The organism is Nitrospirillum goiasense, assembly GCF_034427435.1.
Taxonomy (GTDB): domain Bacteria; phylum Pseudomonadota; class Alphaproteobacteria; order Azospirillales; family Azospirillaceae; genus Nitrospirillum.
This window is the reverse complement of the sequence record NZ_JAXQNP010000003.1, coordinates 1,028,838-1,041,619: the sequence shown is the minus strand read 5'-3', so window position 1 is coordinate 1,041,619 and position 12,782 is coordinate 1,028,838. Positions and strand designations below refer to the sequence as shown.

General features: G+C 70.0%; 14 protein-coding genes. 11 read left to right on the top strand and 3 right to left on the bottom strand.

The genetic code is table 11. The features are described 5' to 3' along the window. Nucleotides 1-69 precede the first annotated feature (69 nt). The 3 genes from ULB03_RS19010 (at nt 70) to ULB03_RS19000 (ending at nt 4,833) form a co-directional block, all read left to right on the top strand. Nucleotides 70-1,545, top strand: a complete 1,476-nt coding sequence (locus ULB03_RS19010) for a tetratricopeptide repeat protein (protein ID WP_322484669.1) — start codon at nt 70-72, stop codon at nt 1,543-1,545. Continuing rightward, a complete protein-coding gene (locus ULB03_RS19005; protein ID WP_322484668.1) occupies nt 1,542-3,662 on the top strand; it encodes an O-linked N-acetylglucosamine transferase, SPINDLY family protein in 2,121 nt (706 codons plus the stop codon). The genes ULB03_RS19010 and ULB03_RS19005 overlap by 4 nt, the downstream gene beginning before the upstream one ends. Nucleotides 3,663-3,837: 175 nt before the next feature. After that, entirely contained in the window at nt 3,838-4,833 is a 996-nt protein-coding gene (locus ULB03_RS19000) for a KpsF/GutQ family sugar-phosphate isomerase (RefSeq protein ID WP_322484667.1), read from the top strand. Nucleotides 4,834-4,838: 5 nt separating this feature from the next. On the opposite strand, the gene ULB03_RS18995 is transcribed toward ULB03_RS19000, so the two are convergent. Beyond that, entirely contained in the window at nt 4,839-5,624 is a 786-nt protein-coding gene (locus tag ULB03_RS18995; RefSeq protein WP_322484666.1) for a HEAT repeat domain-containing protein, read from the bottom strand. Nucleotides 5,625-5,746: 122 nt separating this feature from the next. On the opposite strand from ULB03_RS18995, the gene pseI reads away from it, so the two are divergent. The 8 genes from pseI (at nt 5,747) to ULB03_RS18955 (ending at nt 12,300) form a co-directional block, all read left to right on the top strand. Next, the gene (gene pseI / locus ULB03_RS18990) at nt 5,747-6,799 is read left to right on the top strand and encodes a pseudaminic acid synthase (protein WP_322484665.1); all 1,053 of its coding nucleotides are present in this window, start codon (nt 5,747-5,749) and stop codon (nt 6,797-6,799) included. Continuing rightward, nucleotides 6,796-7,560 (top strand): glycosyltransferase family protein, encoded by a 765-nt coding sequence (locus ULB03_RS18985; RefSeq protein ID WP_322484664.1) that lies wholly within the window; start codon nt 6,796-6,798, stop codon nt 7,558-7,560. The genes pseI and ULB03_RS18985 overlap by 4 nt, the downstream gene beginning before the upstream one ends. A 42-nt stretch (nt 7,561-7,602) precedes the next feature. Further along, nucleotides 7,603-7,836 carry a phosphopantetheine-binding protein gene (locus tag ULB03_RS18980; protein WP_145734682.1) on the top strand — a complete coding sequence of 78 codons (234 nt, stop codon included), beginning with the start codon at nt 7,603-7,605 and terminating at the stop codon, nt 7,834-7,836. A 2-nt stretch (nt 7,837-7,838) separates the two neighbouring features. After that, nucleotides 7,839-8,675: an alpha/beta fold hydrolase gene (locus ULB03_RS18975; protein WP_322484663.1), complete on the top strand. Its 837-nt coding sequence runs from the start codon at nt 7,839-7,841 to the stop codon at nt 8,673-8,675. Beyond that, a complete protein-coding gene (locus ULB03_RS18970) occupies nt 8,672-8,962 on the top strand; it encodes an acyl carrier protein (RefSeq protein ID WP_322484662.1) in 291 nt (96 codons plus the stop codon). The genes ULB03_RS18975 and ULB03_RS18970 overlap by 4 nt, the downstream gene beginning before the upstream one ends. 200 nt (nt 8,963-9,162) lie before the next feature. Continuing rightward, nucleotides 9,163-10,692, top strand: a complete 1,530-nt coding sequence (locus ULB03_RS18965; protein ID WP_322484661.1) for an amidohydrolase — start codon at nt 9,163-9,165, stop codon at nt 10,690-10,692. Further along, a complete protein-coding gene (locus tag ULB03_RS18960; RefSeq protein ID WP_322484660.1) occupies nt 10,689-11,993 on the top strand; it encodes an amidohydrolase family protein in 1,305 nt (434 codons plus the stop codon). The genes ULB03_RS18965 and ULB03_RS18960 overlap by 4 nt, the downstream gene beginning before the upstream one ends. A 73-nt stretch (nt 11,994-12,066) precedes the next feature. Further along, on the top strand, nt 12,067-12,300 hold the full coding sequence (locus tag ULB03_RS18955) for a hypothetical protein (protein WP_322484659.1): 234 nt from the start codon (nt 12,067-12,069) through the stop codon (nt 12,298-12,300). A gap of 6 nt (nt 12,301-12,306) precedes the next feature. Here ULB03_RS18955 and ULB03_RS18950 read toward each other — a convergent pair whose 3' ends face one another. Both ULB03_RS18950 and ULB03_RS18945 read right to left on the bottom strand, forming a co-directional pair. Beyond that, a complete protein-coding gene (locus tag ULB03_RS18950; RefSeq protein WP_322484658.1) occupies nt 12,307-12,582 on the bottom strand; it encodes a type II toxin-antitoxin system RelE/ParE family toxin in 276 nt (91 codons plus the stop codon). Then, on the bottom strand, nt 12,579-12,761 hold the full coding sequence (locus ULB03_RS18945; RefSeq protein ID WP_322484657.1) for a hypothetical protein: 183 nt from the start codon (nt 12,759-12,761) through the stop codon (nt 12,579-12,581). The genes ULB03_RS18950 and ULB03_RS18945 overlap by 4 nt, the downstream gene beginning before the upstream one ends. Nucleotides 12,762-12,782 lie beyond the last annotated feature (21 nt).

Below are 12,782 nucleotides of genomic sequence, written 5' to 3'. Positions count from 1 at the left end.
CCGGGCCTCTTATCCGGCTGCTATCTGCCCGCTCTTGTCCCGCCGCCCCGGAACCCTCATTCTGCCGCCATGGCCAGTGTGACCGAAGCCCTCTCCGCTGCCTATGAGCATCACGTCGCCGGCCGGTTGGACGCGGCGGTGACCCTCTATGGCCGCATCCTCGACGCGGAGCCGCGCAACCACGCGGCCCTGCACCTGCTGGGCTTGGCCCGCGTGCAACTGGGCGACCTGGACGGCGCCACAGAGAGCATGACGCTGGCGGCGGCGGTGGCCCCGGACAATCCCAGCTATCGCAGCAACCTGGGCACGGCCCTGAAGGCCCAAGGCCGATTCGATCTGGCAGAAGAAGCCTATCGCCAGGCGCTTGCCATTGATCCTGGTCATGTGGACGCCATGGCCAACCTGGGCGGCCTGCTGCACGCCACCGGCCGCCTGGCCGCCGCCATCGCCTGTCTGGACCGGGCCTTGCCTCTAGGGCCCGATCACGCCGCCACCCTCATCAACCTGGGGGTCGCCCTGACCGACCGGGGGCAGTTGCCCCGCGCGCTGACCCTTCTGCGCCGGGCGGTGGAGATCACCACGCCCCCGCCGGGCCGGCCCTTGGACCAGCAGGGGGCGGAGGCGCGCTGGGATCTGGCCGTCGCCCTGCTGATGGCCGGTGATTACGCCGCCGGCTGGCCCCAGTTCGAGGGGCGGCGCCACCGGCCCGGGCACGCTCTGGCCCGTCCGCCGGGGGCGGAATGGGATGGCGCCGACCCGGCCGGCCGGACCATCCTGGTCCACAGCGAACAGGGGCGGGGGGATAGCCTGCAGTTCGCGCGCTTCATCGCCCCGCTGGCGGCCAAGGGCGCCCGGGTCATCCTGGCCTGCCAGCCGGAACTGGCGCGCCTGCTGGCGACGGCTCCCGGGGTGGCGCAGGTCGTGTCCACGGCGGATCCCCTGCCGGCGTACGACGCCTATTGCCCGCTGCTCAGCCTGCCGGCGCGGCTGGGCTTGGCCACCGCCGCCGACCTGGCCATAGACCGGCCCTATCTCACGCCGGATCCCGCCCAGGTGGCGGCCTTCGGCAGCCGGCTGAACGCGGTCGCTGCCGGCCGGCGCCGCGTGGGGCTGTGCTGGGCGGGGGCGCCCGGCAATCCCGTCGACGCCAGGCGCAGCCTGGACCCGGCGCTGCTGGCGCCCCTGGCGCGCTTCGCCGGCCAGGCGGCCTTTATCAGCCTGCAAAAAGGTGCTTCCGCCGCACCCGCTGGCTTGGCGCTGACCGATTGGACGGCGGATCTGGCGGATTACGCCGACACGGCGGCCCTGGTGGCCAACTTGGACCTGGTGGTCACCGTCGACACCTCCGTCGCCCATTTGGCGGGTGCGCTAGGCCGGCCGGTCTGGCTGCTGAACCGCTATGATGGCTGCTGGCGCTGGCAAAAGGGGCGGTTGGACAGCCCCTGGTATCCCAGCCTGCTGCAATTGCGGCAGGAGGAGATGGGCGACTGGCGGGCGCCGCTGTCGCGCCTCACCGCCCGGCTGGGCGCCTGGCTGGCCCCATGACCGGGGAGGGCACCGGGCCCGGAGTTGCCATCGGTGAACTCCTGGCCCAGGCCGTGGCCCGGCACCAGGCCGGCGCCCTGGATGAGGCGGCGGCCCTGTATGCCCAGGTGCTGGCGTCGGCGCCGCATCAGCCGGACGCCTTGCACCTGCTGGGCGTGTTGCGTGGCCAGCAGGGGGATCCGGCGGCGGGCGAGGGACTGGCGGCCCGCGCCGCCGCCCTGCGGCCGGATGCGGAAATCCTGACCAACCTGGGCCGCCTGCGCGCCGCGGTCGGCCGCATGCCGGCGGCGGAGGCGGCGTTCCGCGCCGCCCTGGCCCGTGACGGCACCCACGTTGGGGCCGCCTTCGCCTTGGGGACCCTGCTCTTGACCCTGGAGCGGCCAGCGGAGGCGTTGGCGCCCCTGGAACAGGCGGTGGCACTGGACCCTGCCCACGGCCCAGCGCGCGTCAACCTGGGCGTGGCCCTGCATCGCCTGGGCCGCCTGGCCGAGGCGGAATCCGTCCTGCGCGGGGCGCTGGCCGCCGACCCGGCGCAGGCCAACGCCCGCTTCAACCTGGCGTCCGTCCTGGAGGATCGCGGCGACCTGGACGCGGCGGAGGCGGAATACCGCATTCTGACCGCGGAACGGCCCGACATGGCCGACGCTTGGCTGAACCTGGGCACGCTGCTGCAGCGCCGGCATCGGGACCTGGCGGCGATCCCCTGCCTGCAGGCGGCCTTGCGCCAGGACACCAGCCGGCGGGCGGGGGCCCTGGCCCATCTGGTCCACGTCAACGCGCGCCTGTGCCTGTGGGACGATGTCGCGGCCCTGACCCCCGACCTGCTGGCGGCCATCGAGGCCGGCGACGACAGCGCGCCGCCCTTCAGTTTGCTGTGCTTGACTGTGGACGAGGCCTGGCACCAGCGCGCGGCCCGCCTGCACGCCGCCGCCGTGGCCCGCGCCGCGGGGCCGCCCCTGCCGCCGGCCAGCCTGGGAACGGCCGGAAAGCCGCTGCGCCTTGGTTATCTGTCCGCCGACTGGCACCAGCATCCCACGGCCTATCTCATGGCCGGCGTGCTGGAGCGGCACGACCGCGCGGCCGTCACCGTCACCGCCTTCTCCTACGGTCCCGACGACGGCAGCGCCATGCGTGCCCGGCTCATGGCCGGGGCGGACCGCTTCATCGATCTGCGCGGGATGGACGACCGGGCGGCGGCCCAGGCCATCCGCACCGCCGGGGTGGACATCCTGGTGGACCTCAAGGGCTATACCGAGGGCGGGCGTCCCGGCATCGTCGCGCTGCGCCCGGCGGCGGTCCAGGTGCAATATCTGGGTTATCCCGGCACCTTGGGCCGGGGCGCCGGTGCCGACTATGTCCTGGCCGATGCCGTGGTGCTGCCCCCGGACCGCGCGGTGTATTGGGATGAGGCGGTGGTGCGCCTGCCCGGCTGCTACCAAGCCAACGATGCTGGGCGCTCCATCGGGCCGCCCAGCACCCGCGCCGACTGGGGCTTGCCGGCGGACGCCTTCGTCTTCGCCTGCTTCAACGCCGCCCAGAAATTGACGCCGGACGTGGTCGCCTGCTGGGCGCGTCTGCTGGCCGCCCTGCCGGCGTCGGTCCTGTGGCTTCTGGATCCCCGGGCGGCGCTGCCAGCGTTGCAGGCAATGCTGTCGCACCATGGGGTCGACCCGGCCCGGTTGGTGGTGGCGCCAGCCTTGCCCAAGGCCCGCATGGCCGATCATTTGGCCCGCCACGCCTGCGCCGATCTGTTCCTGGACACCCATCCGTTCAATGCCCACACCACGGCGGCGGACGCGCTCTATGCCGGGCTGCCGGTCCTCACCCGCGCCGGCGGTCCCTTCGCGTCGCGGGTCGCGGCCAGCCTTCTGATGGCCCTGGATCTGCCCGACCTGGTGACGTACGACCTCGCGGCGTACGAGGCCACGGCCTTGGATTTTGCCAGGAACCCCGCGCGTCTGGCGGACGTACGCACCCGGCTGGCCACGGCGCGGACGCGACCAGGCGGCCCCTTCGACACCGATGCCTTCTGCCGCCGGTTGGAACGGGCGTACGCCCGTATGGCGGACCGGGCGCGGGCCCGCCAAGCGCCCGTGGGCTTTGACTTGGACGTATAGGGGTGGCCGTAACCCCCCCATACGCCCCACCATACGCCCCACCATACGCATGGCACACGGCTGCCGGTGTGATCTGGCGCGTGGTGGGCATCTGCCCTTTGCGCTAAACCGTTGCGCAAATTTCCCGGGCCCATCGCCGGCCCGCCTCGACCTCAAGGTAATGGATACCGTCCGCATGACCATCGACCGCGCCGCCGCCCTTGCCGCCGCTTCCGATCTGTTGCGCATCGAGGCCAACGCCGTCCTGCACCAGGTGGAGGCGCTGGACGGCGACTTCCTGGACGTGGTCGCCCACATCTGCGGCGAACACGGCAACACCCTGGTGGCCGGCATCGGCAAATCCGGTTTGGTGGCGCGGCAGTTCGCCAGCAAGCTGGCCAGCATCGGCGCCCGCGCCTTTTATTACAGCGCCATCGACAGCCTGCACGGCGAACTGGGCCTGCTGCGCGAGGGCGACCTGCTGATCCTGCTGTCCAACAGCGGCCAGACCCAGGAACTGGTGGACGTGGCCAAGGCGGCCCAGCCGCGCGGCGTGAAGGTGGCGGCCATGGTGGGCCGCGTGCCCTCCACCCTGTCGCGCATGGCCGACTGGACGCTGAAGGTCCATGTGGAGTCCGAGGCGACGGACACCAAGCTGCCGACGGCCAGCACCACCGCCATGCTGGCCTTCGCCGACGCCCTGGTGGTGGCGGTGGCGACGCAAAAGGGCTTCACCGCCAAGGATTTCGGCCGCAACCACCCCGGTGGCACCCTGGGCGTGGTGCTGGGCGCGTATGTCGATGACCTGATGGCCAGGGCGCCGGACCATGTGGCCCTGGTGGGACCCGACCGGCCCATCCTGGAAACCCTGCTGGAAATGACCCGCCACCCTTCCGGCGCCGCCCTGGTGGTTGACGCGGACGACCGGCTGCTGGGCCTCATCACCGACGGCGACATCCGTCGCGGCCTGGCCCGCGTGGGCAAGGATCTGCTGGACCGCGACACCCGCGCCCTGATGACGCCCAAGCCCCGCACCTGCCGCACCGGCACCACGGCCATGGCGGCCCTGGCCCAGATGGAAAGCCCCTCGCAGGTCTATGTCCTGCCGGTGGTGGACGCGGACAACAAGGTGCTGGGCCTCCTGCGCATGCACGACCTGGCCGGCTTGGACGTGGCGCGCACGGCGGGGTGAGGGGGTTAGTTTTCTTTCTCCATCCGCGCCCGCAGCAGGACCATCAAGTCCTCATCTTCAATGTCCGCGTCTGCTTCAAGGCCGAGATAGGTGAGAGCGGCGTCAAAGAACAGGTGGGGCACGAGATGGTCGCTGCTCAGTGCATGAAGCAGCGGCGGCAATACTCGTGCGTCCCGACGCCGGGCCAGCCCATGCATCGCCTCCGCTCGGGTAAAGACGTCGTCATCCGCAGTCCGGCGCAGCAGGGCGGTGCGGATTTCGGGACCGTCCAACTCGGGGCAATGGCCGATGCCCGTCGTCGCCCAATCTCGGGCACGGTCATAAGGGTCGTCCATCAGCGCGAGCAAGGCTTCCACCGCAACGCTTGAGGTGCCGCCGCACAGCGCGAAGGCGATGGCGTAACGGACGTGTGAGTCCTGGTGATGGCGCAACGCGGCCAAGGCCGTGTCGCAGCGGTGGTTGCGCAGATGGCCCAGGGCGAAGATGGCCTCCACCATGACGCCTACGTCCTCATCCTTAAGCAGATGCAGCAGGGCATCGCATGCGGGTTCGGGAAAAGCCCGATCGCCAGCGCATTTTTGCGTGGGGGCATGCATCTGTCCCAGGACGCAGGCAGCCAAACGGCGCCGGATTGGGTCTGGGGATAGGCTGAGGTCCAGCATGCGGGCCAGCCCCTCCGGTGTGCCCATACCCTGCAGGGCGACCACGGACGGCGTCCGGTCGTCATCGCGCCGGGTCTCTTCCACGGCGGCTTCAATCAAGTCGTCTATATCCTGGGCATTGGGCTGCATGGCGCCTCTCCGGGCTTTCGGGTCGCGAGCCGGCCCTATCGAAGCGCATTCCAGCCGCCCCCCGCAAGGTGCTATCAAGGGGCCACAGCTTTGTAAGCTTTTCGCCTTTGAGGGTCCGCGCCATGTCCGATCCCGCCCGTCTCACCTTCCGCGCCGGCCAGGCGCCTTACCTGATCGCCGAGATGTCCGGCAATCATAAGGGGGAGATCGAGCGCGCGCTCCGCCTCATCGACGCCGCCAAGGAGGCGGGGGCGGACGCGGTGAAGCTGCAGACCTACACCGCCGACACCATCACCCTGAAGTCCGACCGGCCGGAATTCCAGATCCATGGCGGCCCCTGGGACGGCCGCAGCCTGCACGAGTTGTATGAGGAGGCGCACACCCCCTGGGCTTGGCACCCCCAGCTGTTCGCCCATGCCGCCACCATCGGCATCACCCTTTTCAGCTCCCCCTTCGATCCCACGGCCGTGGACCTTCTCGACCGGCTGGGCGCGCCGGCCTTCAAGATCGCGTCGTACGAGATCGTGGACCTGCCGCTGATCCGCTACGCCGCCTCCAAGGGCAAGCCGTTGATCATCTCCACCGGCATGGCCACGCTGGGTGAAATCGACGACGCGGTGTCGGCGGCGCGCGCGGCGGCGCCGGCGGGCACGCCCGACCCCGTGCTGCTCCACTGCACCAGCGGCTATCCTACCCCGCCGGAGGAGTGCGATCTGCGCACCATTCCCCACCTGGCCCAGGCCTTCGGAGTGCCCGCCGGCCTGTCCGACCATACCCACGGCATTGCCGTGCCGGTGGCGGCGGTGGCGCTGGGCGCCGTGGTCATTGAAAAGCACCTGACCCTGTCGCGGGCCGAGGGTGGCGTCGACGCCTCCTTCTCCCTGGAGCCGGCGGAGTTCAAGGCCATGGCGGACGCCTGCCGTGTGGCCCATGCGGCGCTGGGCCAGGTCGGCTACGCGGTTAAGCCGTCGGAGGCGGGTGGCCGGTCCTTCCGCCGCTCCCTCTACGTCTCGTCGCCGGTCAAGGCGGGGGAGGCGTTCACGCCCGCCAACGTCCGCTCCGTTCGGCCGGGCCTGGGGCTGCCGCCCAAGCATCTGGACCAGGTACTGGGCGCCCACGCCGCCCGGGACCTGGAGGCCGGCCAGCCGCTTGACTGGGGCATGGTCCAGCCGTGACCGCCCCGGCCCAGAAACCGCGCGTCGTCTGCATCACCCAGGCGCGCATGGGATCGACCCGCCTGCCGGGCAAGGTGCTGCTCACCGTGGCGGGCAAGCCCCTGCTGGCCCATCAGATCGACCGCCTGCGCCGTGCCACCCGGGTGGACGAGGTGGTGGTGGCCACCAGCGACCGGCCGGCGGACGATCCTATCGCCGACCTGTGCCGCGACTTGGGCGTGGCCTGCTTCCGCGGCAGCGAGCCGGATGTCCTGGATCGTTTTTGCCGGGCCGCCCTTGCCCATCGGGCCGACGTGGTGGTGCGGGTGACGGGCGACTGCCCCCTGATCGACCCGGGCTTGATCGACCGCCTGCTGGCCCTGTTCCTGGCGGCCGATCCGCCCCTGGACCATGCCGCCGTCGACATCGGCCATTATCCGCGCGGCCTGGATGCCGAAGCCATGTCAATGACGGCTTTGCGGGCGGCGTGGCAAGAGGCGAGGGAACCCTTCGAGCGTGAGCATGTGACGCCCTTCATCTACCGCCGCCCTGACCGCTTCCGCCTGGGCGCCCTGCCGCCCGAGGGACCGGCGCCGGTGGAGATGGGGATGCAACGCTGGTGCGTGGACACGGTGGAGGATTTCCAACTGGTCCGCCGTTTGCTTGAAGAGTTATTGCCGGCGAAGCCGCACTTCACCTGGACCGATTGTCTGGACGTGCTGCGCCGGCATCCCGATTGGGGGCTGCTGAACCGCGACGTGGTGCAGAAGCCCCTGGTCTGACCCAAAAGACTGAGCTGACCCAAAAGAAAGAGGATGATCCCCATGAACCGCAACGAATTCCTGGCCGCGCTGGACGAGATGCTGGAGCTGGACCCCGGCACCCTGAAGGGGGGCGAGGAGCTGGACGGCATCGACAGCTGGGACAGCCTGGCGGTCATCAGCTTCATCGCCCTGGTGGATGAGAAGTTCAACACCGTGGTGGCGGGTGAGGATCTGGCCAAGGCCAAGACCGTGGACGATCTGCTGGCCCTGGTGTCGGATCACGTCACGGCCTGAGGATGGCGGTGGAGATCGAGCCTGAACGCCTGCTGGCCGGCCGCCGGGTGCTGCGCTTCGCCGGCGGCCCCGGTGCCGCCGTCGACCGGGGCCCCCAGGACAACGGCGGCGTTCCGCTGGTGCTGATCCATGGCTTCGGCGGTGACGCCCTGTCCTGGCAGTTCAACATCCAGGCCCTGGTGAAGGGGGCGGCCGGGTCGCCGGGCCGCCGCGTGCTGGCCGTGGATCTGCCGGGCCACGGCGCCTCCACCCTGGACATACCGGCCGGCCTGGGCGGGGTCGCCGACTGGGTGGTGCGGCTGATGGATGCGGTGGGCGTGGGACGGGCCGACATCGTCGGCCATTCCATGGGCGGCCGCGTCAGCCTGCTGCTGGCCGAGCGGCATCCTGACCGCGTACGGCGCATGAGCCTGATCGCCTGCGCCGGCGTGGGCAGCCGGGTGGACGCCGGCTTCCTGCAGGCGCTGTGCACCTTGGAAACCCTGGACCAGGCGCGCGGCCTGATCGACCGTCTGTTCGCCGGCGCGCCGCCCAACCGCGAAGCGCTGGCGCGCGCCTTCCTGCTTCGCCTGGCCGACCCGGCGACGCGGGGGCCCCTGACCCGCCTGCTGGACCGGCTGGTGGCCGACATCGGCGCCGCCCCGTCGCGGTTCGATTGGACCCAGCCGCTGCCGCCCCTGCAACTGATCTGGGGCGACGCGGACGATATCGTGCCGCCGCCGGACGCGGCTGACCTTCCTTCCCATGTCACCCTGCATCGCTTGCCGGGCGTTGGCCACATGCCCCAGGCCCAGGCGGCCACCCAGGTCAACGCCCTGCTGACGGAGTTCCATCAATGAGCACCCATGGCCCCACGGCGATCGGATTGGACAGCGGCGCCATGCTGGCGCTGATCCATACCGAGGTCCTGAAGATCCTGGCGGACAAGGGCGAATCCTGGGCCGGTCCCTTCGGGCCGGAAACGCGCTTCCTGGACGGGGGATTGCCTTTCGACAGCCTCGATCTCGCCACCCTGCTGGTGGCGCTGGAGCAACTGACCGGCACCGATCCCTTCCGGGCCGGCTTCCGCCAGTTCACCACCGCCGGTGAACTGGCCACCCTATATGGGGAGGCGGCGGCGGGGTGACGCCGGCGTGCAACGGCGCCGTAGGCAGGTGCCCCGCCCTCTGTTAACCTCGTCAACAAGGTTGATGCACCGTCCTTTTTTGAGGCGGCCCGCCTTAACCTCTTGGGGCATTACAACAATCAACAGGGGCGCAGGGGCCGTTCCCATTCCTGGGCGCGGCGCTTTTTGGGCACCCGGCAGAACAGGAAGACGACACTTCCATGAAACGACACCATCGCGTGGTCCCGCTGGTGGCCGCGCTGGCGCTGCTTGGCGCCTGCGCCACCAACGCCCACCAGGACAGCGCCGCCGCGTCCGGCGGGGACAAGGCCAAGGACAAGCCGGTCTATGCCGGCCTGGACCCGGTCGAGGACAAAAACCCCTTCCCCAGCACCTACCATCCCCTGCCGTCGGTCACGACGGCGCTGGTGGGCGCCACCGTCTTCACCGGCACCGGCACCCGCATCGATGGCGGCACCGTGGTGCTGGTGGACGGCAAGATCGCGGCCGTGGGCAAGGACATCCCGGTGCCGGCCGGGGCCAAGGTCATCGACGCCCATGGCAAGTACGTGACCCCCGGCATCATCGACGCCCACAGCCACCTGGGCGTCTATGCCTCGCCCGGCGTCTGGGCCAATTCCGACGGCAACGAGATGACGGACCCCAACACCGCGCAGGTGTGGGCGGAACATTCCGTGTGGCCGCAGGACCCCGGCTTCATCCGCGCCCTGGAAGGCGGCATCACCACGCTGGAAATCCTGCCCGGCTCCGCCAACCTGTTCGGCGGCCGCGCCGTCATCCTGAAGAACGTGCCCGGCCGCACGGTCCAGGACAAGAAGTTCCCCGGCGCGCCCTATGGCCTGAAGATGGCCTGCGGTGAGAACCCCAAGCGCGTCTACGGCAGCAAGGGCCGCAGCCCGGCCACCCGCATGGGCAACGTCTTCGGCTATCGCAAGGCCTGGATCGACGCCCAGGAATATCGCCGCAAGTGGGACGACTACCGCCGCAAGCTGGCCGACTACAAGGCCGGCAAGGGCGACAAGGCGCCCGACGCGCCCAAGCGCGACCTGCAGATGGACACCCTGGCCGGCGTGCTGGACGGCAGCATCCTGGTGCAGAACCACTGCTACCGCGCCGATGAAATGGCGCAGATGATCGACATCTCGCACGAGTTCGGCTTCCACATCGCCATGTTCCACCATGGCTCGGAGGCCTACAAGATCGCCGACATCCTGAAGAAGGAAGACATCTGCGTCGCCACCTGGGGCGAATGGTGGGGCTTCAAGATGGAGGCCTATGACGGCATCGAGGAGAACGCCGCGCTGCTGCAAAAGGCCGGCGTCTGCACCGTCATCCATTCCGACGACGACATCCTGACCCAGCACCTGGTGCAGGAGGCCACCATCGCGCTGGCCGCCGGCCGGCGCATGGGCATCCAGATCGACGAGGCCGAGGCCATCAAGTGGGTGACGGCGAACGCGGCCAAATCCATCGGCGTGCTGGACAAGACCGGCACGCTGGAGCCGGGCAAGATGGGCGACGTGGTGCTGTGGAGCGCCGACCCCTTCAGCGTCTACGCCACGGCCGACCAGGTCTTCATCGACGGCGCCCTGGTCTATGACCGCCACGATCCGGCGGTGCAGCCCAAGTCCGACTTCGAACTGGGCCAGACCGGTCCCGCCCATCCCGGGCCCCAGGGTGTCGGCCCCGGCCGCCCCGTCTTGACCACCAGCACGGAGCAGCCGCGATGAGCGCCCGTCACATCCTGATGGCGGCGGCCTCCACGCTCAGCCTGCTGGCCGGCACCGCCCGCGCCGAAACGGTGGCCATCACCAACGCCCGCATCGAAACCATGGGTCCGGCGGGAGAGATTTCGTCCGGGACCATCCTTATCCGCGACGGCCGCATCCAGGCGGTGGGCGCCTCGGTCGCCATTCCGGCGGACGCCCGCCGCGTCGACGCCCAGGGCCATATCGTGACGCCGGGCCTGGTGGCCAGCGACACCAGCCTGGGCGCCGGCGAGGTGGAGGGCGAGGCCTCCAGCAACGACTTCGCCGGGGCGACGGCCGACATGTCGGCCTCCTTCGACGTGTCGCTGGGCATCAACCCCGCCTCCATGTTGGTGCCCGTGGCCCGCGTCGGCGGCGTCACCCGGGCCCTGGTCACGCCCGAACTGTCCGGCCGGGGCGACAAGAAGGGCGAACGGCTATTCGCCGGCCAGGCGGCGGTGGTCGACATGTCCGGCGGCACCGACAGCATCACAAAGCGCCGGGCGGTGCTGGTGGTGGATGTCGGTTCCGACGCCACGGAGCACCTGGGCGGCAGCCATGGCGGCGTGCTGCAACTGCTGGAATCCAGCCTGGAGGAGGCGGCCAGCTACGCCGCCAACAAGGGCGGGTACGAGCATGGCGCGCACCGCCCCTACCGCCAGAGCAAGGAGGATTTGGAGGCGCTGCTGCCCGTCATCCAGGGCAAGATGCCCTTGCTGGTGGGTGTGCATCGCGTGGCGGACATCCGCCGCACCCTGGAACTGGGCAAGCGGTTGAAGCTGAAGCTCATCCTGGACGGGGTGGAGGAAGGCTGGATGATGGCGCCGGAGATCGCCGCCTCGGGCGTGCCCGTGGTGGTCGATCCCCTGGCCAACCTGCCGCGCGAGTTCGAAAGCCTGAACGCCCGGCTGGAAAACGCGGCCATCCTGCAGGCGGCCGGCGCCACGGTGGTGATCAAGGGGCCCTATGTCGGCCATTACGCCCGCCAGGTGCGCTACAACGCCGGCAACGCGGTGGCCCACGGCATGCCCTGGCCGGCGGCGCTGGCGGCCATCACCGCCACCCCGGCCAAGGTCTTCGGCTTCAATGACCGGGCGGGCACCATCGAACCCGGCCGGGATGCCGACCTGGTGGTTTGGTCGGGCGATCCCCTGGAAATCCTGTCGGTGGCGGAGCATGTCTTCGTCCGCGGGGTGGAGGCGCCGCTGAGCAGCCGGGCGCAGGATTTGGCGCGCCGCTACCAGACGCCGGATGGGACCCTGCCGCCGGCCTATCGCAACTGAGCCTTATCGTCTAAAGGGGGCGGGGCGTTCCGATGGGGCGCCCCGCCCCTTTTGGTTTCCGGACCCCGCCACCATGCCCGACTGGTATTACGATCTCAGCGACGCCGTCAGCGGTTGGATGCAAGGCGTTTCCGTCTGGGTGATCATTGGCGTCCTGGTGGCGGCCTACCTGCTGCTGACGGCCCGCAGCGCGCACAAGCAGGGCGAGTTCGGCCAATTCGCCCGCAGCCTGGGCCTGACCGCCGCCTTGCTGGCCGTGGTGGGCGGCTTCATCGCCGGATGGATCTGGGTGGACCGCCACTGGTAGCCGGGATCAACCCCGATCCTGCGCCCCGTGCCAGACGCGCAGGATGACCACTTCGTCACCCATGATTTCGTAGACGATCACGTAGGGCGGAAAAACCAGCAACTCCCGCGTTCCCGGCACGCTGCCCGGACGGCCCCGATTGGGGAAGGTAAGCAGGCTGTTCGCCGTGGTCAGCAGCGCCCGCAAAATACGTTCGGCAGCGGCAAGATTGAAGTTGGCGATGTACGCCACGTGCTGATCGACGTCGCCCAGGGCGTCGATGGACCAGCGAATTCGCGTCAAGTTTGACGGGACGGGGAAGGCGGAGGGACTTTTTCCCCTGCCAGCAACTGCTCAAGCCACTGCACGACGACATCGTGATCCACGACATCACCGGCGGCAACCGACGCGCGCGCCTCCTCAATGGCGCGACGCTTGGCGTCCTCGTCCACGATGTCGAAGATGGAGGCGGGCTGGGTCATGGCGCCAGCCTACCATAGGTC

Bases quoted from the DNA above. Each gene is read 5' to 3' on its own strand.
- ULB03_RS19010 (WP_322484669.1), top strand. From the start codon at position 70: ATGGCCAGTGTGACCGAAGCCCTCTCCGCTGCCTATGAGCATCACGTC.
- ULB03_RS19005 (WP_322484668.1), top strand. From the start codon at position 1,542: ATGACCGGGGAGGGCACCGGGCCCGGAGTTGCCATCGGTGAACTCCTG.
- ULB03_RS19000 (WP_322484667.1), top strand. From the start codon at position 3,838: ATGACCATCGACCGCGCCGCCGCCCTTGCCGCCGCTTCCGATCTGTTG.
- ULB03_RS18995 (WP_322484666.1), bottom strand. From the start codon at position 5,624: ATGCAGCCCAATGCCCAGGATATAGACGACTTGATTGAAGCCGCCGTG.
- pseI (WP_322484665.1), top strand. From the start codon at position 5,747: ATGTCCGATCCCGCCCGTCTCACCTTCCGCGCCGGCCAGGCGCCTTAC.
- ULB03_RS18980 (WP_145734682.1), top strand. From the start codon at position 7,603: ATGAACCGCAACGAATTCCTGGCCGCGCTGGACGAGATGCTGGAGCTG.
- ULB03_RS18975 (WP_322484663.1), top strand. From the start codon at position 7,839: ATGGCGGTGGAGATCGAGCCTGAACGCCTGCTGGCCGGCCGCCGGGTG.
- ULB03_RS18970 (WP_322484662.1), top strand. From the start codon at position 8,672: ATGAGCACCCATGGCCCCACGGCGATCGGATTGGACAGCGGCGCCATG.
- ULB03_RS18965 (WP_322484661.1), top strand. From the start codon at position 9,163: ATGAAACGACACCATCGCGTGGTCCCGCTGGTGGCCGCGCTGGCGCTG.
- ULB03_RS18960 (WP_322484660.1), top strand. From the start codon at position 10,689: ATGAGCGCCCGTCACATCCTGATGGCGGCGGCCTCCACGCTCAGCCTG.
- ULB03_RS18955 (WP_322484659.1), top strand. From the start codon at position 12,067: ATGCCCGACTGGTATTACGATCTCAGCGACGCCGTCAGCGGTTGGATG.
- ULB03_RS18945 (WP_322484657.1), bottom strand. From the start codon at position 12,761: ATGACCCAGCCCGCCTCCATCTTCGACATCGTGGACGAGGACGCCAAG.